Origin of the sequence: Dysgonomonas sp. PF1-14 (assembly GCF_029892965.1) — a bacterium.
Classification (GTDB): Bacteria; Bacteroidota; Bacteroidia; order Bacteroidales; family Dysgonomonadaceae; genus Dysgonomonas.
Genome location: NZ_JARXWN010000013.1, coordinates 93,717 through 115,072 on the forward strand (window position 1 = coordinate 93,717; position 21,356 = coordinate 115,072).

Sequence of the window (21,356 nt, forward strand, 5' to 3'; positions counted from 1 at the left end):
ATTTGTTTTTAGAAAAGTCAATTCATTTGTACTATATCAAAATAAATATCATTACAACTCGATTCATTAATGTTGAATTTGTATTTTTCATTGAATGCACTTGCTATTTCTCGGTAGTTAGGCCTAGCATTAGTTCCTGTCTTTACAATTTCTACCCACATTCCCGCTGCAATTTTATTAGCAAGACTCTGTTTTGCTGTTACTTTCCATAAATAAACCATAATATTTTTCTTTTAATATGTCAATCTATATTCTATTGTATCATATTCGTCAGTCAGAAACATTTTAAAAGGATATTTATCTGTTCCATATTCATATGAATATTGCTCTTCAATCGATCCCTTGTAAGACGAATTCAGTATATTGTTAGCTCCTGCATAATTTTCCATAAAGTCGTAATACTCGTAAAGATAGTTTAAAAACCAAAAAGGAACTCTGGTCGTAGAATAAAAAGATGGATTAATGTCGTAACTCAACTTATCCGACCTGTATGATGTGGATGTGATATTTCCTCTATCATCATAGTTGTATGTTATGGTACGATTGCCAATCAATTTCAGTAAGGTATTAGCAAAAGTATTAATCACTAAAACATCATTTACTTTTCCTCTGAATTGATCTTCACCGGATATAAATACGGAATCATTTTTGTATCTAAAATCCAAGGTTACATATAGTTTAGGGTCATATATTTGTATTCTGCTGATTGATTCCCCGTCATAGCTTATTGTCATTTTTTCTTGCAGGCCTTCTTCATCACCGTCTTCGATGGAGATCAGTTTTCCTCCCGAATTGTAAGAGAATAACTTGTAATCGCCATCGCCGTTCATTTCCTCTATCTTTGTAAGGCATTTCATCCCCGAGATATCATTATTAGCATCATCACTACAAGAAAGCATTAATCCTGAAAATAAAATAAATAGTCCCAACAAATAATTAATTTTCATTTTATAATATTTTTTGCCCCTCAGTTCCTTAAAGGAGCTTTTAATAGATCAAGAAAGCGTGGAACTGTACGCCTATTGTTATTTGCTGATACAAAAATAGAATTGGGATATGCCAAACTGTGACACATCCTAATTGGAAAATAAAGTTTATTTATTTTTAGTATTCCATTTATTCTATATCCGGTATTTTATTAACCGCATCCCTTTTCTTCTCATCTAATATTCGTGCATAAATTTGAGTTGTTTTTAATTCTTTATGCCCCAGCAATTTCGATACTGTATAGATTTCAGTACCTAAGTTTAACTGCATCACTGCAAATGTATGTCGTCCGCAGTGAAATGTTATGTCTTTCAATATCCCTGCTCTCATACACCATTTCTCTAATGCCTGATTGTGTCATGCTGAATATTTAAGCCCTAAGAAAACCCTATCTTCGGGATTACCTCTTTCTCCTAAATAGCGAGTGCCTGATCCGATATGTCTAAATATTCAAAGCCTTTCGTTTTCTTTTGACGAAAAACAATTCGAGTATGCCCATCCATCTCTTGTACTTCTCCCCAAGTTAGCTTTTGTATATCGCTCCAGCGCATACCGGTAAGACAATAGAAGATTTGAAATTTATCCGTTGAATAACAGATAATTAAGGAAGTGAAAGTCAACAATGGGTAACGATATAGAAACGAGCGAAACTCTTTGGTCTGCTTTGGTTTACCATTGTTTCAAATAACTATGTTCCAAAGATAGAAGTTTATTTCTAAATACCATAGAATAATAGATTATATGCTGATTTAAAGCAATGAAGAAAATATTCCACAACCGTTTAATTAACCCTAAATACAATAATAAAAAAATAATTCAAAATGAAATTAAAAAATAGAACATTGCCGTATTTAATCCGTTATCTTTATGCTGACTCTCAAAAGGTCGAAACGGAATTAATATGTTAGATATGAAATTTTTAGGATTAATCCCAACTAATGAATGGCTAAAGTCAATCGCACAATTTTTCGAATCTCCGATTGAAGGGAATCGGGTTAATATAAGTCCGATACATGGCAAAGGATATATTGAGGTGCAAAAAATAGAAGAAGGTATAGACTTGGTTTTGACAGATGTTGTATTAAATAAAAACATATGTATTCATAGGGACAAATCCGACAATAAAGGAATAACAATAAAGTATCTGATTCATACTCCTACCAGCTTTCTTGTTGTAAAAGACGGGAATGAAAAAATGACAATTATGGATGGGATTTATGTCTCAACCTCGCATTCTTTTGATACAAACTACATAAAGGCAGGGTATCGATTTCAGGTATTATCCGTCATCCTATCGTCTGACTGGATACAAAGACGCCATAACGATAATTCGTTAATTCTTAATAGTAATACCATAAAACATCCTTTTTTTATCTTCGAGAAAATAAGTCCTAACATAGAACAGCTTGCAAAAAAACTGTTTGTTATCAATGAATCGGATTCTTTGTACAAAGATTTATTATTCAATTCTTCTGCAGCAGAACTTTTGGCAAAAACATTTTCTTTGTTTGATTACAGGAAAAATACTCCTTTAAAAGAAGTGGTCAAGAATCAATATGATATAAACCTTTTATTTGAAATTCGGGAAAAGCTCACTGTAAACCTTGAATATGGATGTCCCACTATACAATCTCTGTCAGAAGAATTCGGAATAAGCCCAACGAAATTGAAGACCAATTTTAAAATAGTTTTTGGAAAACCAATTTTCCAATACTTTCAGCAAGAGCGGATGGAGTTGGCAAAAAAAATGATTGAAAGCGGGAACTCCATTGCCGATGTAGGGTATAAGATAGGATATAATAACTTGAGTAAATTCTCATCAGCCTACAAAAAGCAATTCGGCTTCAATCCGAAAGAAACTCTATTAACTTGATTTTATCCTCAATATAAATAACTTATCTTCGCTATGATGTATTAGTAATACAGAATATTGCGAGCCGTATGTTGGTTTTGGGATTTATGGTTTAGCTCAAAATGAACATTTTTCTCCAACTTTTTTCAAAAATTTGCGCAATAATGTTTCTATTACTATTTTAGATTCTCCGTAGCTATCATTATATTCGTTTGTCAGGAAAACGGTTTGTTTTCTTTTCTGTATAAGTGTTGGAGAAAGATCGTTATACATCCTTCCCCGAAAGCATTTCTTAAAAAAAGTCTTTATCTCCCATGTTGTTAAACACTTTAATATAAAACTCGTTATTGATGTGAATAATGAATTCCGGAACAGGCAGACAAAGCCATCGGATATTGTTTCCCCAGAATATTATCTTAACTCAATTCTATTTCAAAATAGCAAACCTCTGCATTATGATAATGCAAAGGTAATGCTTTGGCGTCCTGAAGTTTTTTTATGCCTAAAAATTGAAAGCCACATTTTTCATAATGACAGATTAATCTCTCATTTCTTCCACAAGTATCCATTCTAATAAACTTCTTATTTTGCCCCTTAACAAACTCTGTAGCCCAATCAACAATTATTTTCACAAAGTTATTACCTCTGAAGTCGGGATTTGTAGCTATTCTATGGATGTAAATAGCAGAAAGAGCATCGTCATTTTCCCAAATTACAGGGTCACTATATGTTATTGCCCAGATACAGGCAATTCTATCTTCAATTATCAGTTTAAATTGTCTGTTCTCAATAACCTCTGTAAAAATAAGCTCTTGGTCGAATATCGGCCATTGATTCCCCGGAAACATTATTTTCTGAAAATCAGTAGCTAATTTATAAAGCCTGAAAATTTCTGTAATATCTTCCGTTTTACTATTCGTTATCATTATTTTTCAATGTTTATAACCCCAATAGGTCGCTTAGTATCCGCAAAAATACTAAATTTACGATATCGGAAATCTTATCTTAAAGCCTTTCTTTTGTTTATCATAAAATCAAATGAGAAACGAACCTATATCTTGCTCATACTCCGAAAACTGCTGAAATGTTTTTCAATAAACCGTACAACATCAGATTCTTTATAAATATGTTTTGTGAGATATCATCTGATAAAGAAATTTCTCAGTATAAGTAAAAGACCGATTTGTCTTCATTTGTCCGAAAGGGATAGGATATAGTCTGTATGGGCTGAAAGCTTATTCCTCATTTACGTTCTTTTGCATTGTAAATCATTAAGAGCAAAAAGACGTATATGACAATCAAACAAAGATTCATGTTTTTAGTAATATTGTTTTTGTTGTTAGCACATAATGGCATAGCACAAAACAGTAAAAAAGAGTATGTCGTTTCGGGTACAATAAGAGACCATGAAAGCCGGGAATTACTTATTGGTGTAACAGTAGTAGAGCAGGGGAATGAGTCTAACGGGGCAGTAACTAATGTTGATGGTGTATATAAGATTAAAGTATCGCGGGGCGAAGCCACTCTTGTCGTATCTTATATGGGCTACGACAAGGAAGCGATAAAACTTCGGATAGATGCTGAAGTTACACAGGATATATTCTTGAAACCGTCTGCTCATAGCTTGCAAGAAATTGTAGTTACAGGGCGAGATGCAGATGAAAACGTAACAAGTGTACAAAGTGGAGTAGAGAAAATCAGAATCAAAGAAATAAAAAACTCCCTGTATTATTAGGCGAAAAAGACATTCTCAAATCTATTCAACTATTACCCGGAGTACGTTCTACTGGCGAAGGAAGCAGCGGTATATACGTTCGTGGAGGAAGTTCAGACCAAAACTCAATCCTTTTGGACAATATTCCTCTTTACAATACTTCTCACCTGATGGGCTTCTTTTCCACATTCAATTCAGATGTGATTAAAAACGCTACCTTATACAAAGGGGCGATGCCTGCACAATACGGAGAAAGGTTGTCTTCTGTCATTGACATTCAGACTATGGATGGCGACATGGAAGAGTATCATTTCAATGGGGGACTCGGGCTTATTTCTTCTAAACTTAGTATCGACGGGCCTATTCAAAAAGGAAAATCATCCTTTGTTATTGGTGGACGCAGAACGTATGCCGATTTAGTGGCAAAAGCAATCGGTGCGGAAGACGCAAAGAATACCTCGCTATATTTCTACGATTTAAACATGAAAATGAATTTCAATCTGTCAGATAAAGACCGATTAATAGTATCCGGATATTGGGGGCGCGATGTTGTCGGTATGAAGAAGTTGTTTAATAATAGTTATGGTAGTCTGTCCGGCGCCATACGTTGGAGTCGGAATTTCAACAGCAAACTATTGATGAACACCTCTTTCATATACAATAATTACTCAACAGAAGCGGAAGAGAATATGGATACTGACATGAAAATATCAACGAACATCAATGATTATATTCTCAAACAGGATTTCTCTCTCTTCACTTCCGATAAAAGCACATGGCGGTTTGGCTATAGCAGCACTTATCATGACATAGGTCCCGGAAAGTTCAAATATCAAGAAGATACAGGCACGGATAGAATCCTTCAACATCGCTATTCTTGGGAAAACAGTGCTTATATAAGTAATCAACTAAAACTTTCAGATAAAATAGAATTACTGTACGGTCTTAGGGCTTCTGCATTTTCGGTACTTGGGAAAGGCGATTTCTACACATTAGATCAAAATCACAATGTTATTGATACCACGTTCTATAAATCAGGCAAAATAGTAAAAACCTACTTCAATATAGAACCACGCATATCGATTAATTACACCCTTGATAACAGTTCCTCAATAAAAGCCTCCTATGCACGAACAACTCAGAATATACATTTGCTATCGAACAGCGCAATGAGCGAATTGTCAGAACGGTGGACTTCCAGTTCAAACTATATCAAACCGCAAATAGCCGACCAGCTATCATTAGGCTACTTCCGCAACTTCTCAGACAATCGGTTTGAGTTTAGCGTTGAAGCCTATTATAAAGATATGAAAAATCAAATAGACTTTAAGGACAATGCAAATACTTCACGTAAAGACGATATAGAAACGGAATTATTATTTGGAAAAGGAAGAGCATACGGGGTTGAGTTTCTGTTGAGAAAACGTACAGGACGTTTTACCGGTTGGGTATCATACACGCTGTCAAAGTCGGAAAAGAAGATTGACGGTATAAACAGCAATAAATGGTATAACGCCACACAAGACCGAACACACGATATATCTGTTGTTGGTATGTACGAACTCAATGATAAGTGGTCTTTTTCAGCAGCATGGGTTTACTATACAGGCAATGCCGTTACCTACCCCAGTGGCAAATATCCGGTTGACGGTTACGAAGTGCCTTACTTTACCGAACGCAACGGATACCGGGCACCCGCCTATCATCGACTTGACTTAGAAGCCACCAAAGTTTTGAAGAAAACAAAGAAATTCACTTCCGAACTATCTATCGGTCTATACAACGCCTATGGCAGAGAGAACCCATACATGATAGAGTTCAAAACAAATAAAGACGACCCCAATAAGTTATCTACCTATCAATATTCATTATTCAAGTTTATGCCATCCGTATCATGGAATTTCAAATTTTAAACAACAGTCGCAATATGAAAGTCAAAATAGCCATTCTTTTACTTGCTTCTTTATCTCTTTTCGCCTGCGAGAAGGAAGTAGAACTTAAGTGCCTTATCTGAAATTTCTTTGTCGGATATACCAATAAGAGAAAGAAAGTTTAAAAGCGATTTTTTATTGGGGATTATGCCCTTTGTGGTTTTATTCGTTTTTATCCATTTTAAGAGGCTATTACTATCCGGCATATCAATTACACCTAACCGATATAAAAAGTCGTTCTCCGGCGTTTTTTCATCTAAATAACTATTGCTAATTAGTTCCTGATATACCAACCTCGCAGCATCTTCATTTAATGATGAGGTAAAATGAGCCGGGATTGAAGCAAGGTTAAAAATCTGTTCTATTTCTACCCAAAGAGAATTTCTTTGCTCTATACTCTTCCTATACTTTAATTTGTCGGTATCCATTATACCTCCTCGTTTTTCTCCAATGCGCTGTATTTCTTTATTTAGTAGCATCCAACGGCAAATAAGGTTTAGAAAATCTTCTTTGCTAATTCCTAAAGAATTTTCTTTATCAATCATTTCCTTTAGTGAATAATCATAGTAGTGCGCATCAATTTCCTCTCTGGTATGCCATGCAATAGCTGTTGTTTCTTTTCGTTCTCCAACTTGAAAAATTCTATCAACAACCCGGCTTATATCCATATCCGATAATATGCTGTCTATTTTTATATCCCTTATATTCATAGCTATTATCTTAATCCAATGAAATATCCGGGATGAGGTTTACAGCCTCTTGTTTCTTTTTATCCAAAACCTTAGCATATATCTGTGTGGTTTTTAATTCTTTATGCCCTAAGAGTTTAGATACTGTAAATATTTCAACCCCTAAGTCAATCATCATAACTGCAAATGTGTGTCGCGCGAGATGTATAAAAAGCAGTGAATTAGACTAAAGCAGATTGAAGCAGTTCGGCAGGTAACATATTTGAAATGAACAAGTTTGCATTATTCTAAAGCTATTTGAAATGTTTATCCCGAAGCAGATTTGCGCTACATTTCAGTTTCTAAATCGTTAGCCTGTCTGTTTCCAAGAGAAAACAGGTAATCGGAATTGTTCTTTTGCGTTGATATGCTGTGTTTTACATGATTAAGAGCGCTTATAAAACGGGTAACTTTACCCACAAAATATAAGCGTATGAAAGATGAAAAATTTAAGGTATTACTCTACCTCAAAAAGAGTGTTCTTGACAAGTCAAGAAAGACCCCGATTATGGGAAGAATAACTGTTGGCGATACCGTTGCACAGTTCAGTAGCAAACTCTCCTGCACTCTCTCGCTTTGGAATCCACGAGCCAGCCGTTTGAACGGGAAAAGTCAGGAAGCAGTCGAAATTAACGAGAAGATAGATAAGTTACTGCTTAGTATCAATGAGGCTTACAACACTCTAACCGAACGAAATATACCGTTCGATGCCATAGCTGTAAAGAACCTGTTTCAAGGTGGCATAGCTACGCAGATGACACTGTTCCGGCTCTTCGACCGCCATATTGAAGAGGTAAGGGCGCGTGTCGGAATAGATGTTTCCCACCGCACAATTCCCAATTATCTCTACACCCGGAGAAGATTAGGTGAGTTTGTCAGCAAAAACTACAATGTCAAAGACCTTGCATTCAGCCAGCTAAACGAACAGTTTATCCGGGAGTTTCAGGATTATCTCATTCTCGAAAGAAATTTAGGTGTAGAAACTGTACGCCACTATTTGGCGATATTAAAGAAAATCTGCCGGATTGCCTTTAAGGAGGGGCATTCCGACAGGCATTACTTTGTAAACTATCCTTTGCTAAAGCAAAAAGTTAATCCACCTCGCACCCTAAGTCGTGAAGAATTTGAAAAGATACGGGATTTGCAGTTTGAAGAACACCGATGGTCGCATATTACCACCCGTGATATGTTCCTTTTTGCGTGCTATACCGGGACTGCCTATGTCGATGTAGTATCTATAACCAACGATAACCTGTCTAAAGACGATGCGGGCGATTTATGGCTCAAATATCAACGTGGTAAGAACGGCAAGCTGTGCCGGGTGAAGCTGCTTCCCGAAGCCATCGGGTTAATCGAAAAGTATAAGAATCCATCAAGGGAAACCTTATTCCCTAAAATGGAATATAACGCCCTGAAATGGAATCTCCAAAGCATACGCCAGCTAATCGGAATGACAGGGGCATTGACCTATCATATGGGGCGGCACTCGTTTTCCAGCCTGATTACGCTTGAAGGCGGTGTTCCCATAGAAACCGTTTCCAAGATGCTTGGTCATTCGGATATAAAGACCACACAGATTTACGCCCGTGTTACCCCGAAGAAACTCTTTGAGGATATGGATAAGTATATCGAGGCTACCAAAGATTTAAAATTAGTTCTATAACAATCAATAAATATTACAATTATGCGATCTACATTTAAAATATTATTCTACATAAACCGGGGTAAAGTAAAAAAAGACGGCACAACCGCCATATTTTGCCGTATTACTGTTGATGGCGAACAGACCGTAATCACAACAGGTATTTTTTGTAACCCTAACGATTGGAAAAGTAAAAAGGGAGAAGTCAAAGACGAAAAAGCTAACCATCAACTGAAAGCATTTCGTCAGCGCATTGAACAGGCTTATGAAAACACGCTAAAAAAATATGGTGTTGTCAGTGTGGACTTACTTAAAAATGCGATTCTCGAAATACATACTGTTCCCACTATGTTATTATTGGCGGGCGAGGCGGAACGTGAACGGTTAAGGATACGTTCATTGGAAATAAACTCTACCTCTACCTACCGCCAGTCTAAGATTTCTCAAAATAACTTACGGGAATATCTTCTTGCCTTGAAAATGAAAGACATTGCCTTTACTGATATTACCGAAGAGTTCGGCGAAGGCTATAAACTGTTTCTAAAAGGCAAAGAATATAAGTCGGGACATATCAACCATTGCTTTACATGGCTGAACCGATTGATTTACATTGCCGTTGACCAAGAAATTCTCCGGTTTAATCCGATTGCTGATGTGAAGTATGAAAAGAAAGAACCGCCCAAATTACAGCACATAAGCAGAAATGAATTGAAGCTGATTATGGAAAAGCCGATGACTAATACGTTTCAGGAGTTGATTCGCCGAGCCTTTATCTTTTCTGCGTTTACGGCACTTGCTTATGTCGATTTGAAAGGACTGTACCCCCGCCATATCGGACGAACGGCAGAAGGCAAACCCTTTATCAGAATCCATCGGAAAAAGACACAGGTTGAAGCCTACGTCCCTTTACATCCGGTTGCCGAACAAATCCTGTCGCTCTATAATACGGAAGACGATACGAAGCCTGTATTCCCATTGCCTAACCGCGACCAGATATGGTATTGCATTACTGAAATCGGCTTCCTTGCAGGTGTTAAGGGCAATATGAGCTATCATCAAAGCCGCCACACATTCGGAACGCTCTTACTTTCAGAGGGTATTCCCATCGAAAGTATCAGCAAAATGATGGGGCATACCAATATCTCCACAACACAAGTTTATGCTAAGGTTACAGACCAGAAAATTTCGGAGGATATGGATAAGCTGATGGAACGAAGAAAAGCAATGTAGCAAACTACTTAAAAGGGCTACCGGAAATTACTCTGGTAGCCCTTTTGAATTGAATCTGGCATTTTCGGTTGGGTTATTACTCCCATGCCTCACGATAGTTCTGTTCCAACAATTTTTGAATATCCGATTCCCGGTATAAGGTTTTACCACCTAATTGAAGGTAAGGGATTTTGCCTTTGGTTCGGTATTCCTGTAATGCCCTCCGACTGATTTTCAACCTTTCCGACACCTGCGCAACGGTCAAAAACCGTTCTCCGTTCAAAGACGGCTCATACCCTGTCATTACGGTTTCGATCCTGTCTAACAATCTATCGAGCGAACAGAATAAAGATTTTATCCGCTCATTATCTTTTGTTACAAGTTCTGTACTCATAATTACTCCGATTTCAGATTGTTTATAAACCGCTCCACATCTTCGGGCTTATAGTACATCTTTCGATTAAACTTCGTATAAGCCAGTTTCCTTTTATCTCGCAGATACTGTAATGTGTTGGGATTGACATTCAGAATCAGACAAACATCCTGATTATCCAGCCAACCGTCAAGCTCTTTATTTTTGTTTCTTTCAACCAGTTTCTCAGCTTTCTGAACAAACGATTCAAAACGCACCATCATAGCCTCGAAAGTGCGGGCTTCTATATTTATTATCTCCATAATATTTACCTTTTTCGTTAATACTATGATTACGGGATAACAAAGGTAAGTCATTAAAATACACCATATACCAATCCTTTGCGGGCTGGTAGCTTTCGTCTGTACTTGTCTATACCTAAAGTGCAGACTGATTCCGGCGGCGGTCAAAATATGCCCCTTTTTTGTACTCCCTGTTCAGACTATCCGGGAGTAAAGGGGATTTTTTCTACTGCCCGTATCTTATAATTTCTTCCTCTTTTAGCGGAATGCCGACTTAGCCGATGAAGTGTTCGATTTCATGTGCGAAAGTATTTCCGTGTTCTTTACGCCGAAGCAAGTTCGAGCCGCAGGGCGGTTTCGTGAAAAATCTTCCTCTTTCCGTTCCGGCGAGCGTATTTATTCCCGAAAAACTTGCATCGGCTAAACACTACCTTTCTCTGCCCCTGAAACTCGATCACTCATAACCGGCTCCGATACGGCATAGCGTTTAAAAAAAAGTCAGAATTATGATACGAACAGCGGAAAAAAACAGGAAACAACGATTCTCAAACCTTCCAATCAGCATAGGTTCGATTTTGAAAATAGCTTTTGCGGTGGCGGGGTTTGCCCTCTGGGGGTGGTCGTTCGTGGCGGTTGTCGCAGGGATTTATTTAGCGTGGGCAATCATTAAAGGCGTTTTGTCCTGTCTTATTTCCCTTGCCGTTATCGTTGGCTTTATCCTCCTTTTGATAGTATTAATTTTCTAAAACATAAAAGATATGAAACCAAAGTATTTCAATTCGTTAGGCTCGTTAAACGAGTACGCAAACAATTATCCGAATAACAGTTTTTCATTTGAGCATAACCCCCGAAAATGCGGATGCGATAGCGTAAGATGCAGTTTCGATGTAACCGACAAAGAGGATAACGACATTTTGGAAATCCTTGTTATATGCCCCATTTGTGCCAATAAACCTAAAAACAGACAATAATATGACACAGCCTAAAATGAATTTGCACGGAGTATCAGTATGTCCCGCAGGAGAAGAAAATTATGAGCGTTACAAAGATTTTCGCGGGAAATGGCTCTGCCAATACGATTATCGAGACACGGACGGCGAACTTTTTAGCGTAGTGATGCCGACTCTTACCGAGTGCCGAATGAGGCGGGATAAGTGGTTAAATCAAAAAATAGCAAAAGCAAATAACAATTAATAATCATTCAAAAAATTACAATTATGACAGCAATTAAGAACAACGGCACAGCCGTAGCAGTAGCAGAGAAAGCAAACGAAGTAGTAACCGCAGTAGTGGTACGCACCCCCGACAACGGACAGCACAAAGCCGTAAACATCGCATCGGATTTGATAGAGCCAAGCAATTACAATGCCCGAAAAACATTCGATGCCGATGCGCTGAAAGAGTTGGCGCAAAGTATCTCCGTTCATGGACTGATACAGCCCATTACGGTACGGCGCAAGGGAGAAAAAGGCGAACATTACGAAATTATTTGCGGGGAACGCCGTTTTAGGGCGTGCCGTATGCTCAAACTTTCCGAAATCCCCTGCATTGTTCGGGAGGTAACAGACGAACAGGCGTATGACCTTTCAATCTCCGAGAACTTACAGCGTGAGGACGTGCCAGCAATGGAGGCGGCAGAGGCTTATAAACGCCTTATCGACACCAAGCGATACGACATTGCAAGCCTCGCCGTAGCATACGGCAAGAGCGAAAAGCATATCTATCAAACGCTGAAACTTTGCGACCTTGTTAAAGGTATTGCCAACCTCGTAAAAGAGGGCAAGCTGACAGCATCGGCAGGGATAGTTATCAGCAAGTACGACAAGAAGATACAGGAGGACATTTTGAACGACCGTTTAGGCAAGGACGGCGCAGGCGAATGGTGCAATATCTCTGCTAATGTGTTGGAGGGCAAGATACGGAACTGTTATACGAACAACCTTGATAATTACAGTTTCGATAAATCCAAGTGCCTTAAATGTATTCACAATTCGAGCAATTTTGACCTGTTCGCCGAGGGTGGCGGTTGTGGCAAGTGTACCAATAAAAAATGTTTATCGGACAAACAAACGGCATATCTTGTAGAACAGGCGCAAGCCGTAGCCCTTGCCGACCCGAAACTCGTTTTTGTCGGCGAACAGTACAGCCACGACAACGAGGCAACCCAAATAATCAAAAAAGGCGGTTATGAGTTTAAGAACGTGCAAACGTATAACCTTAATTCATACCCCACAGCACCGACAGCACCGCAAGCCTCCGAGTACAAAAAGCCCGAAGATTACGACAAGGCACAGGAGAAATACGGCAAGGAGCAGGAAAAGTACACCAAGCAGACGGCGCACCTTGAAGAACTGAAAGAGCAGGGCAAAATCCGTGTGTATGCCAAAATCGGCGATAGCAACGTAAGAATGTACTACAAAGAGGTAGCCACTAAAGACACCAAGAGCAACGAGCAGTTAATCGCCGACCTTACAGCCAAGAAAAAGCGTAACAACGAACTGGCGGACGAAAAGACCGCCGAGGGCTTAAAGGAACTTTTGCGCACGGAACAGCTACCGCAGTCGGCATTTACCGCCGATGAAGAAACGGCAATGTATTTCTTTATGCTGTCTAAGTTGCGCCGTCATAACTACAAAGCCGTAGGACTGAAAGAAAACGATTATTATGGCTATCTGACGGACGAGAAGAAACTCAAAATCGCATCTTCGCTGACAGAGGAACAGAAAACCATTGTACGCCGTGATTATCTGTATAGCCACCTAACGGACGGCACAAGAACCGTAGGAGATGAAAAAGGCGGTATGCTGTTGGCGTTCTCAAAACAGCATCTACCCGAAAAGACAGAGGAGATTGTAAGCACTCACAAAGAGGAATACGGCAAGAAAAACGCCCGACTGGACGAACGTATCGCAGGGCTGAAAAAGGCTGAAAAGAAAGCGAAAGCCGATGCCAAAGCAAAAAAGGCAGAACAGAGCACCAAGACGGAGAAAACCCCTAAAACAGCCGAAAAAGCCGTAAAAAAGGGAGTGAACACCACAGCCCCGAAGTCGGAAACCGCCAAGCCGAAAGGCAAGGAACAGCCAAAAGCTACCCAATCCGAGAAGAAAGAGACGAAACCAACCCCGAAAGCGGATAAGGTGCTGATTGTCGGAATACCCAAAGTGCAACCTAAAGCGGAGGCAGTAGCCGTATAAATTTGAAGTTCAACAAAGGGCGGGAGAAATCCCGCTCCTATAAATTATCCAATGATGAAAGTATTTGTATTATTCCAAACAGATATTCACAGGACAAGGGCAAGCCGTGTCTTTTTCGGCGTGTTCACCTCCGAAGAGTTGGCGATAGATCACGCCAAAGAAAACGGCTTATATACCCACGATGTAGAAGTCGTTATAATTGAGTGTGAAACAGATAAATTCGGCGAGGTATGAGGATAGACGCATATATCGGCAATCCGATTATTGCCACACAACAAGATTATTACGAACTGGAGGAACTTTTGCACGAGATAGACCCGCAATGTAATTCGGTGCAACTCCGACAGGAGGTTGTTATTATTGAGAATATCGCCCGCAGAACGTTTCATTATCCACGAAAACCCTCTATTGAGTGGGTAGCCGGGAGGCTGCGGTACATGGTCGAAAACGGGCTATAAATGCCTTTGAAAACGATTTTAAGAACTTATATCCGGGCAGGGGAAACTTTGCCCGGGCTTCTTTTTCCATGAGCCATTAACAAGGCTTTATGCGGGAGAAAAAGAAGCAAAAAGCCGTTATAGACGATAATTAATCGTCATTTTTATCAATAAGTACATCTTCTATCTCGCCTTCTGTTATTCCGACCAAATACGGGTCTTCAACTAAAATATCTTTATATTCAAAGTTTATATTCGGGACAACTGTAATTTGAAGCACTCCCGAATCTTTAAAATCTTTGGAAATAAGTTTCCATCTTATTTCCAAACTATAATCTTTCGGCAATGGTTTGATAAAAAACATATCGGAATTAAATGTGTCGTCACCAACCAAAATAGATGCTTGTGGCAATATTTTTCCTGTCTTATTCTCTTTATTTAATCTGACATCTGGGGTTTGATAAATTTTTGGGGAAATATGCGTACCTGTCCTTACTTCGTTATCATCCGTTACTTCCTGTATCTCCCCGTGTATTTCAAACAGTAATTTAAACTCTTCCAGAGGCTCAGTCCCTGTATTATGTATCTGAAAATATAAAGGGCACAAACTTAGATTGATTTTAGTACTTGCCGCTTCAAATCTGGCAACAACAGTTGGGATAGCTGCAAATTTATTATGAAGCCCCATAATGGCACTAAGGGAGTTGTTTAAAGGAACTGCGGGAATAATTTTTTGAGTTCTATGTATTGTCGTTTGTTTAAATTCGGGTGTCATAATCAACTCAGTTGAGGCATTTTGAAAAGTTACAGAAACGCTTTTCCTTGATTTGTAGTTTTGACTCTTTAAATAAAAATCATGAGTTTCTTTGTTTTCATCAATAAGTTCCACAATGTCCTCCCATGAGAAAATGTGAACCTCAAACAATCCATCACTTATGTTTTCCAAATTTTTAACTCTAACAAACTCTTCAATTTTGGCATCCTTTACAGCCGTAGTTGCAAGATATAATTTCTTTAAAGGAGGCTGAAATAATTTTGCCTTTTCAATTTCAGCAATAATTTCATCTTCCGTAAATTGCTTATCAGTGTATTCATCTTTTCCCTTACACTGTATTCCGTAATATTGGGTTTCGCTCTTAGGTATACCATATATATCCACTCCATGTTGAGCTTGCCCTATTCTGCCGTTTTTTTTAATTTCGGTACAAGCCCATATTTCTCCCCAAAGTTTTTTGCATAGAGTTTCAAAGTCTTGCCAATTAATAGGCCGTCTTAAAGATAGAGGTGCTTCCATATTAAATAATTTTCCACAAAAGTACCCACAAAAATACTCTGCGAGGAGTTTTGCATCATGTTTTTCAATTAGTTACTCAAATTCTGCCACATATTGAAGTTTCTACATATTACTTTTCAAGTATTTTTGCTCTTGCTCAACAATAAAATCAACACCATCCACACCTCCATTCTGCATCTCTTTCGCAAATTTTTCCGAATTCAGATTTAACCCTGCTCCAATTTGCATAAAGCATTTGAGGTTAAAGAATCTTGTTTCAGCCAGTTTTTTCAAGAATGGTTCATTAATTCCATTGTACGTTTTCCTCAAATAATAAGATAGAGAACTTGCGAATAAATCTGCAAGTTGTATCTCAATAGACGTTTTTGAATCTACTAATTCGAGTCTGTCAATTTTTAAAGGATAAATATGTTTTCGATCACCATATCCTACAACTGTTTCTGGAATCCTTTCATCAGCCATGAATTTTATATATTCCTTCCAGTGTTCAATTTGCTTTGAGTTGTCATGGTATACATTAAACTTTTCTTGAAGTATCTCTCCCCATTGGTTACAGGAATAATTAAATTCAGAAATAGAAAAATCCAATGAGTATTTTTGCCCTGGTGTATCCCATAGGTCAAAAGCATTACACATAGAAATATAACCAAAAAATTCTCTTACATCCTCATCCTTTATCATTTCTATACGTCCCAATGCAACAAGAAAATCATTTTTATAATCTTCTTGCTTCTTTAAATCTTTTTCTCTATAATAATTCTGGAACGATTGTAGAAAATCTTCAATTAATTCTTTGTCTTCTATTTTGGTTTGCATCCAATATAAAATATTGGCTAATTGCAATTTACGACCACCTTTGTTCATGTCTTCATTTAGCACTTTTGCATAAAACGGTTCTACCAATTTGTCAACGATATTACACCAAAGAGCAAATCGTTTGTCAGCAGCTGTCATGACGATACGAGAACAATCTAACATCTCATTATTCAATACGTCAATAATGCTTTTGTGGTATTTTTTAGATTTGCATAATTTATAAAAATGTATTTCTCCATTATTTAATGGCAGTAGTGGAGCAAGAATCAGTCTTGTTTCTTCCTCATTAAAATTATGAGATGCTAAAACATATATAGGCTGCTCTTTGTCGAGCAGATTATCACCACTATTTCCAGCTTCATCAAAATATATTTTTGTATTCATTTATTCGGAGTCAAGTTTGTCTTCCTTTTCTTTGTTAATTATAAAGTTATTTAGTTGATTAAATTTCATGTGACAATATTGTTTTCTGTATTCATCTATGATTGTAGGGCTGTTACATTCAACTGGAGAAGACATTACCTCTACACCTCCATCGCCATCGTTTTCATAGAATATCTTTCTGAATAGTTGATAGTTAAAATTATTTTCATCTTCGACATAATCATGGTATTCAAAAATAATAGATCGTTTTTGAGAGTCTGGTATCTTATAATTTATGCTCGAAATAATTTCTTCTGTATTTGGAATATCTTTCCCACCCACCTGTAGTACCATTGGTAAAGATATCTTGTTAAACATTCTTTTTAATTCGTCTTGAAAATTCAGAGATGGAGTAACTTGATAGTTCTTAATTTTTTTCTCGATAAAGTCATATAAATCAGATAAACTTTCTCCTTTATACTTCGTCATATCAATATTATATTCCTGAATGACAATACTTAAATGTTTAGGTCGAATGCGCTTCACATCAATTTCGGGAATCTCCTGCTTAATAATTGTTTGATGAAAAACTTCATGAATATCTTCGCCCTTGTAATTAGGGTTTAGTAATACATAATATTGAAACGTACTTAGCAAGTCAATATAACAATATAATAGATTCCTACTTTCTGTCTTTTGGTTAAATAGGATAATGGTATGTGTTGGATATAAATCTTCAATATCAGGTCTATTTAACTCAATAATTGTGTCTATTGCGCCTATACTAATGAAAGGGAAACAGCAATTTTCATATTTGAGTTTTCCTATTTGTGTGGTACTGTCTATTTCAAGAACTTGAGGCATATTCTCTCTACTAATACCACAATGGGCTGCGAAATCAACAGCAATTTTCACAAAGCCCTTCTTAAAAATCTCATTAAAATTGGGTACTCCCTCTGTAAAGAAATAGCCTAAAATACCTTCATCTTGTATGTCTGTTTTTGATTTAAATTCAAAAAAATCGGGATCAGCCCCTTTGCTTTTAATCTCTTCCTGAACAACAGGCTTATATTGTTTAGCTCTTTTATCATTTGCGTATATTGTCACCTTTCCTTCTGACTCATCTACCTCATAGTAAGGTTCAATGGGAGATACTTTCCCCTCTCTTATTTGAACGTCTATTTTTTCATTTAGTTCCTCGTTTTTATATAGATGCCCTTTTAATGTAACGATATTTTTACTCCCATGATCTTTTCTAATAAGGAGTTTTTTAAGTCGTTCAATAAATGGGGCAAACAAAGAAACAAACTGACTATCTATATCATCCCCAAGTATTGTCCCACAACTTTTACATAGTATTGAGTTGGATTTCAGCTTTCCGTGAAGTGCATTTTGGATTATGTGTTCATCATGTAGAAAACAAGGCGTTTCTTTAAATTCCTCTTTGTGTGACAAGTAAAATTCTTCACTTATCATTGCATTTCCGCATAAATAGCAGATTGAATTATTTTTCTGTTCCATATTACCATAAGTAGGTTTACTTAAGTCGACTTCTGTTCTTTGACGATAAGTAAACATTTTACTTTTCTTTTTATATCTCCATTTCCCCATAAACTTAATTGTTTCCCTACAAAATCACCTATCTCATAATTTTCTTTGACAGATTGTCTATATTAGTAAGTTTAAAAAGTCCAAAAATCAACAATCCGCAACATACAATACACAGCGCTTTGTATACCCATATCGGGATATAACAGTTTAATAATAAAACGAGCATCATTGTCAGCAATGTAAAAACAATTGTAGCCAATATCAATATCTTAAATTCCTTTTCTTTTTTCTGCCAAAATTCATACTCAAAAAGTACATCTTGTATTGGTTGATATATATCTACAAAGAAATCGCCCGATACTTTTGCCAGCATATCTTTTGTTAATGGCATTCCTTTGTATTTGGTAGATATTCCCTCCAGATAGTCTTTTGTATGTTGACTAAACATTTCTGCATGACGTGAGTCAAACTCCAAATGTTTATCAATGTAATTTTGCTTTCCATCAATAAGATACCAAATGTTGTTAATGGTTTTGCAAATTGAATCTAATTCTTTTGCCGTAAAATAGTCGGAGGGAAAATCTTGCCCCGATACGATAGATTGCCCTCCTAATCGTCCTATCTCCTCAACATTATCTTTCAGTCTCTTTATATAATCAGAATCTTTAGTAACCTTAAAAGTGAAGCAAGTTTTGAAGGAAGATATAAATTTCACATAACAACTAAAACGGCGAAAGAAAGGATTCATAACAAAATGAAATCGATCAGTTATGCTTCCAGCAACTTTTTGGCTCTCTATAAAAATCATAAGGAAGCCACCTGTCAATAGTGCAGCAAGGATAGAAATTATAATACTTAATTCAGCCATAATTAATAGCTCATATTTTGTTTGTAAGACTCTTCTGCTTGGTCAAAATTCTTCTTATATTCATCATAGTTACCATTAAACATCCCTTGTTTGATAGGCTCCCATTCGCCTTTTAGTTTGTCTGCATTGTCAAAAAACACACTGTAAGGCTCTTCGCCATTCTGACGCATCTTGTATTCAACTCTACTACGGAGAAATTGCCCTGTAGGTACATAGAAGCGATCAAACATATAACATTGATTGTACCCATAAACGAGAGACTTCAAATGTTCCCATATGTAAAAAGTATTTTCGTATTCTGAATCAACGGTAAAACACCCTATGAAATGAGAACGTAACCTTTCAAGAAGAATGAAGCTCCACGGATAAATGTAATTAATACCAGCTAAACGGTTTAATTCATCGTAACTCCAATGTGTCGAACCAAGTAGGGACAATAATGGTTTTCTGTAAAATCCTATAAAGTTCCCAGCGGGTACGCTTAGTTTTAATATTTTATTTAGTTCTGTGTATCTTTCATATTTTACGCATGCTATCCCTATTGCATTCAACAATAAAGTAGCACCTAAAGCATGTAGATATTGAGTACCATCAATATAAGAGTCTCCACTCCTGATAGGCTTTGTGCATAGTTTAACCAGAACATCCCCAAATGCTTCGATATGATATGTTTTGCCCCATCTTGCTGCAAGTATAGCTATATCTATCAAAGGTTTCACTGCATTATGGTGTAATTCAAAATAAGCGGAAAATAACTCTGGCGTGAGATGAAAATTATAATTAGCTTTTGCCATTATTTTATCATAACCCTCAGTGCCGAATTTCTCTATCAAGTCTGAATAGTCAATATTATACTGTTCTGATGATAAGTATTTTTTCACTCTTGACATCATTACATCGTAATTCAAGCTACGGCTTGTATTGCTTTGCTCCAATGCTACCACTTGCTCATGAAGTTCAGTAAAGAGATCGTCAGCCCCCTTTATTAGCATAATCTCACCACGTCTGGATGTGGCTAATGTTTTCATAACATCACTTGCTTCTCCTACATTCGTAAAAAAAGAATTATAGCGTGAAGATGATGAACCATTAATAATATCAACCAATCCTTTATCCCACGTTGCAGACCATCCACAAGTAATAAGGCCATAATCTTCGAATATACGACTAACGTAATTTTTCATTGCTTCGGGATAGTTATCTAATTCTTCTGTCGTATTACGAAAGCGGCAGTCAATATAATCACCATTTATCTTAATGATAGTAACAGTTTTGCCATGAACAATAGGAGTAGATTTTTCAATATCACTTTCATGGCATATCACTTGCGGGATAACATCCTCTGCTTCAAGTGCACGTTCAAGTAAACGGTCGAAATTGGTTGTTAGAATTACACGAATATAACCCTCCTTAGCTAACTTAGCTATCGCTTCGTGAGCTTTCGTTGGTTTCTTCCAACCTAATTCCCTTTCTTCATCTGTTGGTTCAAAGAATCCTCTCATCAACTGCACACGCTCAGTCGGTTCTTTAACCAATTCTTCCAGCAAGGATGAATAAGTTGCCGAATCTCCATATTTATCTTTATACCATTGATGCCAATCTTCTATATCGGCAACACCCTGAGTCGCGGCTAATTGTTCTATTAGCATATTCTCGACCTCCCATCCTGATGGAATATGTGCAGACCGAGAAATGCCAGCACCAAGCAAAAGAGCATAAGCCCCCTTGTTACTATACATTGAGAATGCTAATGTGGTAAGTCTTTCTATTCCCATTATTGTTTTTCATTTTAATCTGAATACAAAAATACCCATAAAAAAACACCTGACGAAATTGTTTGTCAGATGTTTTTCAACAACTTACTACAAGTTGTTTTATTCTGCATAATATCGCATTGCGGAATATTCTACCTCTTTAAAACCAAGTTTTTCATAAGGTCTCCCTACGCAAGCAATTTGTTGACCCATCTCTATCGAATCGCCTACATTTACCATAGTCTTGCTTAAATAAACCTTATGCGGAAGAAAGAGACAAAAGTTCTAATTACATTCAAGTTCAAATGTTTATTTCTAATTGAATATGACTCTTTGTTGGTTCGATTTTCGTATTTTTGCAT

The 21,356-nt window shown here is 37.2% G+C and carries 23 protein-coding genes and 2 pseudogenes; 11 read left to right on the forward strand and 14 right to left on the reverse strand.

Features of this window, described 5'->3' with window-relative positions; genetic code table 11:
* Positions 1-17: 17 nt before the first annotated feature.
* The 3 genes and pseudogenes from M2448_RS14990 to M2448_RS15000 all read right to left on the reverse strand — a co-directional run.
* A complete protein-coding gene (locus M2448_RS14990) occupies positions 18-221 on the reverse strand; it encodes a peptidase (protein WP_280647124.1) in 204 nt (67 codons plus the stop codon).
* Between the two features lie 12 nt (positions 222-233).
* Entirely contained in the window at positions 234-947 is a 714-nt protein-coding gene (locus M2448_RS14995; protein ID WP_280647123.1) for a hypothetical protein, read from the reverse strand.
* 169 nt (positions 948-1,116) lie between these two features.
* A pseudogene (locus M2448_RS15000) lies at positions 1,117-1,559 on the reverse strand (site-specific integrase); the annotation flags it as partial.
* Between the two features lie 338 nt (positions 1,560-1,897).
* On the opposite strand from M2448_RS15000, the gene M2448_RS15005 reads away from it, so the two are divergent.
* Positions 1,898-2,860, forward strand: a complete 963-nt coding sequence (locus M2448_RS15005; protein ID WP_280647122.1) for an AraC family transcriptional regulator — start codon at positions 1,898-1,900, stop codon at positions 2,858-2,860.
* 96 nt (positions 2,861-2,956) lie between these two features.
* Here the strand turns inward: M2448_RS15005 and M2448_RS15010 are convergent, their stop codons facing one another.
* Complete coding sequence (locus tag M2448_RS15010; RefSeq protein WP_348523105.1) at positions 2,957-3,235, reverse strand: maltose acetyltransferase domain-containing protein; 279 nt, start codon at positions 3,233-3,235, stop codon at positions 2,957-2,959.
* 20 nt (positions 3,236-3,255) lie between these two features.
* Entirely contained in the window at positions 3,256-3,765 is a 510-nt protein-coding gene (locus tag M2448_RS15015; RefSeq protein WP_280647121.1) for a GNAT family N-acetyltransferase, read from the reverse strand.
* Between the two features lie 365 nt (positions 3,766-4,130).
* Between M2448_RS15015 and M2448_RS15020 the strand changes: the two genes are divergently transcribed.
* Both M2448_RS15020 and M2448_RS15025 read left to right on the forward strand, forming a co-directional pair.
* The gene (locus M2448_RS15020) at positions 4,131-4,574 is read left to right on the forward strand and encodes a carboxypeptidase-like regulatory domain-containing protein (protein WP_280647120.1); all 444 of its coding nucleotides are present in this window, start codon (positions 4,131-4,133) and stop codon (positions 4,572-4,574) included.
* Between the two features lie 23 nt (positions 4,575-4,597).
* The gene (locus M2448_RS15025; RefSeq protein ID WP_280647187.1) at positions 4,598-6,466 is read left to right on the forward strand and encodes a TonB-dependent receptor plug domain-containing protein; all 1,869 of its coding nucleotides are present in this window, start codon (positions 4,598-4,600) and stop codon (positions 6,464-6,466) included.
* A 50-nt stretch (positions 6,467-6,516) separates the two neighbouring features.
* Here the strand turns inward: M2448_RS15025 and M2448_RS15030 are convergent, their stop codons facing one another.
* Positions 6,517-7,194 (reverse strand): hypothetical protein, encoded by a 678-nt coding sequence (locus M2448_RS15030; protein ID WP_280647119.1) that lies wholly within the window; start codon positions 7,192-7,194, stop codon positions 6,517-6,519.
* A gap of 10 nt (positions 7,195-7,204) precedes the next feature.
* Positions 7,205-7,369, reverse strand: a pseudogene (locus M2448_RS15035) (tyrosine-type recombinase/integrase); the annotation flags it as partial.
* Between the two features lie 276 nt (positions 7,370-7,645).
* Here M2448_RS15035 and M2448_RS15040 point away from each other — a divergent pair.
* The gene (locus M2448_RS15040) at positions 7,646-8,875 is read left to right on the forward strand and encodes a site-specific integrase (RefSeq protein WP_280647118.1); all 1,230 of its coding nucleotides are present in this window, start codon (positions 7,646-7,648) and stop codon (positions 8,873-8,875) included.
* Between the two features lie 21 nt (positions 8,876-8,896).
* The gene (locus M2448_RS15045; RefSeq protein ID WP_280647117.1) at positions 8,897-10,084 is read left to right on the forward strand and encodes a site-specific integrase; all 1,188 of its coding nucleotides are present in this window, start codon (positions 8,897-8,899) and stop codon (positions 10,082-10,084) included.
* 76 nt (positions 10,085-10,160) lie between these two features.
* On the opposite strand, the gene M2448_RS15050 is transcribed toward M2448_RS15045, so the two are convergent.
* Both M2448_RS15050 and M2448_RS15055 read right to left on the reverse strand, forming a co-directional pair.
* On the reverse strand, positions 10,161-10,457 hold the full coding sequence (locus tag M2448_RS15050; RefSeq protein WP_008999475.1) for a helix-turn-helix domain-containing protein: 297 nt from the start codon (positions 10,455-10,457) through the stop codon (positions 10,161-10,163).
* 2 nt (positions 10,458-10,459) lie between these two features.
* Positions 10,460-10,738: a helix-turn-helix domain-containing protein gene (locus M2448_RS15055; protein ID WP_280647116.1), complete on the reverse strand. Its 279-nt coding sequence runs from the start codon at positions 10,736-10,738 to the stop codon at positions 10,460-10,462.
* Positions 10,739-11,223: 485 nt separating this feature from the next.
* On the opposite strand from M2448_RS15055, the gene M2448_RS15060 reads away from it, so the two are divergent.
* Genes M2448_RS15060 through M2448_RS15085 form a run of 6 tightly spaced genes read left to right on the forward strand, consistent with a single transcriptional unit; the run spans position 11,224 to position 14,369 of the window.
* Positions 11,224-11,463, forward strand: a complete 240-nt coding sequence (locus M2448_RS15060) for a hypothetical protein (protein WP_280647115.1) — start codon at positions 11,224-11,226, stop codon at positions 11,461-11,463.
* Positions 11,464-11,475: 12 nt separating this feature from the next.
* Positions 11,476-11,688, forward strand: coding sequence for a hypothetical protein (locus M2448_RS15065; protein WP_280647114.1), 213 nt, complete (start codon positions 11,476-11,478; stop codon positions 11,686-11,688).
* A 1-nt stretch (position 11,689) separates the two neighbouring features.
* A complete protein-coding gene (locus M2448_RS15070; protein ID WP_280647113.1) occupies positions 11,690-11,911 on the forward strand; it encodes a DUF3873 family protein in 222 nt (73 codons plus the stop codon).
* 23 nt (positions 11,912-11,934) lie between these two features.
* On the forward strand, positions 11,935-13,911 hold the full coding sequence (locus M2448_RS15075; RefSeq protein ID WP_280647112.1) for a ParB/RepB/Spo0J family partition protein: 1,977 nt from the start codon (positions 11,935-11,937) through the stop codon (positions 13,909-13,911).
* 51 nt (positions 13,912-13,962) lie between these two features.
* On the forward strand, positions 13,963-14,145 hold the full coding sequence (locus M2448_RS15080; RefSeq protein WP_280647111.1) for a hypothetical protein: 183 nt from the start codon (positions 13,963-13,965) through the stop codon (positions 14,143-14,145).
* Positions 14,142-14,369: a hypothetical protein gene (locus M2448_RS15085; RefSeq protein ID WP_280647110.1), complete on the forward strand. Its 228-nt coding sequence runs from the start codon at positions 14,142-14,144 to the stop codon at positions 14,367-14,369. The genes M2448_RS15080 and M2448_RS15085 overlap by 4 nt, the downstream gene beginning before the upstream one ends.
* 130 nt (positions 14,370-14,499) lie before the next feature.
* On the opposite strand, the gene M2448_RS15090 is transcribed toward M2448_RS15085, so the two are convergent.
* The 5 genes from M2448_RS15090 to M2448_RS15110 form a co-directional block, all read right to left on the reverse strand.
* Positions 14,500-15,642, reverse strand: a complete 1,143-nt coding sequence (locus tag M2448_RS15090) for a hypothetical protein (RefSeq protein ID WP_280647109.1) — start codon at positions 15,640-15,642, stop codon at positions 14,500-14,502.
* A 102-nt stretch (positions 15,643-15,744) separates the two neighbouring features.
* Positions 15,745-16,842, reverse strand: a complete 1,098-nt coding sequence (locus M2448_RS15095) for a DUF3800 domain-containing protein (protein ID WP_280647108.1) — start codon at positions 16,840-16,842, stop codon at positions 15,745-15,747.
* Positions 16,843-18,432 carry an HNH endonuclease gene (locus M2448_RS15100; RefSeq protein WP_280647107.1) on the reverse strand — a complete coding sequence of 530 codons (1,590 nt, stop codon included), beginning with the start codon at positions 18,430-18,432 and terminating at the stop codon, positions 16,843-16,845.
* 28 nt (positions 18,433-18,460) lie between these two features.
* Positions 18,461-19,240 (reverse strand): hypothetical protein, encoded by a 780-nt coding sequence (locus M2448_RS15105; RefSeq protein WP_280647106.1) that lies wholly within the window; start codon positions 19,238-19,240, stop codon positions 18,461-18,463.
* Between the two features lie 2 nt (positions 19,241-19,242).
* The gene (locus M2448_RS15110) at positions 19,243-21,015 is read right to left on the reverse strand and encodes an SIR2 family protein (protein WP_280647105.1); all 1,773 of its coding nucleotides are present in this window, start codon (positions 21,013-21,015) and stop codon (positions 19,243-19,245) included.
* Between the last annotated feature and the right edge of the window lie 341 nt (positions 21,016-21,356).

Bases quoted from the DNA above. Each gene is read 5' to 3' on its own strand.
- M2448_RS14990 (WP_280647124.1), bottom strand. From the start codon at position 221: ATGGTTTATTTATGGAAAGTAACAGCAAAACAGAGTCTTGCTAATAAA.
- M2448_RS14995 (WP_280647123.1), bottom strand. From the start codon at position 947: ATGAAAATTAATTATTTGTTGGGACTATTTATTTTATTTTCAGGATTA.
- M2448_RS15005 (WP_280647122.1), top strand. From the start codon at position 1,898: ATGAAATTTTTAGGATTAATCCCAACTAATGAATGGCTAAAGTCAATC.
- M2448_RS15015 (WP_280647121.1), bottom strand. From the start codon at position 3,765: ATGATAACGAATAGTAAAACGGAAGATATTACAGAAATTTTCAGGCTT.
- M2448_RS15020 (WP_280647120.1), top strand. From the start codon at position 4,131: ATGACAATCAAACAAAGATTCATGTTTTTAGTAATATTGTTTTTGTTG.
- M2448_RS15030 (WP_280647119.1), bottom strand. From the start codon at position 7,194: ATGAATATAAGGGATATAAAAATAGACAGCATATTATCGGATATGGAT.
- M2448_RS15040 (WP_280647118.1), top strand. From the start codon at position 7,646: ATGAAAGATGAAAAATTTAAGGTATTACTCTACCTCAAAAAGAGTGTT.
- M2448_RS15045 (WP_280647117.1), top strand. From the start codon at position 8,897: ATGCGATCTACATTTAAAATATTATTCTACATAAACCGGGGTAAAGTA.
- M2448_RS15050 (WP_008999475.1), bottom strand. From the start codon at position 10,457: ATGAGTACAGAACTTGTAACAAAAGATAATGAGCGGATAAAATCTTTA.
- M2448_RS15055 (WP_280647116.1), bottom strand. From the start codon at position 10,738: ATGGAGATAATAAATATAGAAGCCCGCACTTTCGAGGCTATGATGGTG.
- M2448_RS15060 (WP_280647115.1), top strand. From the start codon at position 11,224: ATGATACGAACAGCGGAAAAAAACAGGAAACAACGATTCTCAAACCTT.
- M2448_RS15065 (WP_280647114.1), top strand. From the start codon at position 11,476: ATGAAACCAAAGTATTTCAATTCGTTAGGCTCGTTAAACGAGTACGCA.
- M2448_RS15070 (WP_280647113.1), top strand. From the start codon at position 11,690: ATGACACAGCCTAAAATGAATTTGCACGGAGTATCAGTATGTCCCGCA.
- M2448_RS15075 (WP_280647112.1), top strand. From the start codon at position 11,935: ATGACAGCAATTAAGAACAACGGCACAGCCGTAGCAGTAGCAGAGAAA.
- M2448_RS15080 (WP_280647111.1), top strand. From the start codon at position 13,963: ATGATGAAAGTATTTGTATTATTCCAAACAGATATTCACAGGACAAGG.
- M2448_RS15085 (WP_280647110.1), top strand. From the start codon at position 14,142: ATGAGGATAGACGCATATATCGGCAATCCGATTATTGCCACACAACAA.
- M2448_RS15090 (WP_280647109.1), bottom strand. From the start codon at position 15,642: ATGGAAGCACCTCTATCTTTAAGACGGCCTATTAATTGGCAAGACTTT.
- M2448_RS15095 (WP_280647108.1), bottom strand. From the start codon at position 16,842: ATGAATACAAAAATATATTTTGATGAAGCTGGAAATAGTGGTGATAAT.
- M2448_RS15100 (WP_280647107.1), bottom strand. From the start codon at position 18,432: ATGGGGAAATGGAGATATAAAAAGAAAAGTAAAATGTTTACTTATCGT.
- M2448_RS15105 (WP_280647106.1), bottom strand. From the start codon at position 19,240: ATGGCTGAATTAAGTATTATAATTTCTATCCTTGCTGCACTATTGACA.
- M2448_RS15110 (WP_280647105.1), bottom strand. From the start codon at position 21,015: ATGGGAATAGAAAGACTTACCACATTAGCATTCTCAATGTATAGTAAC.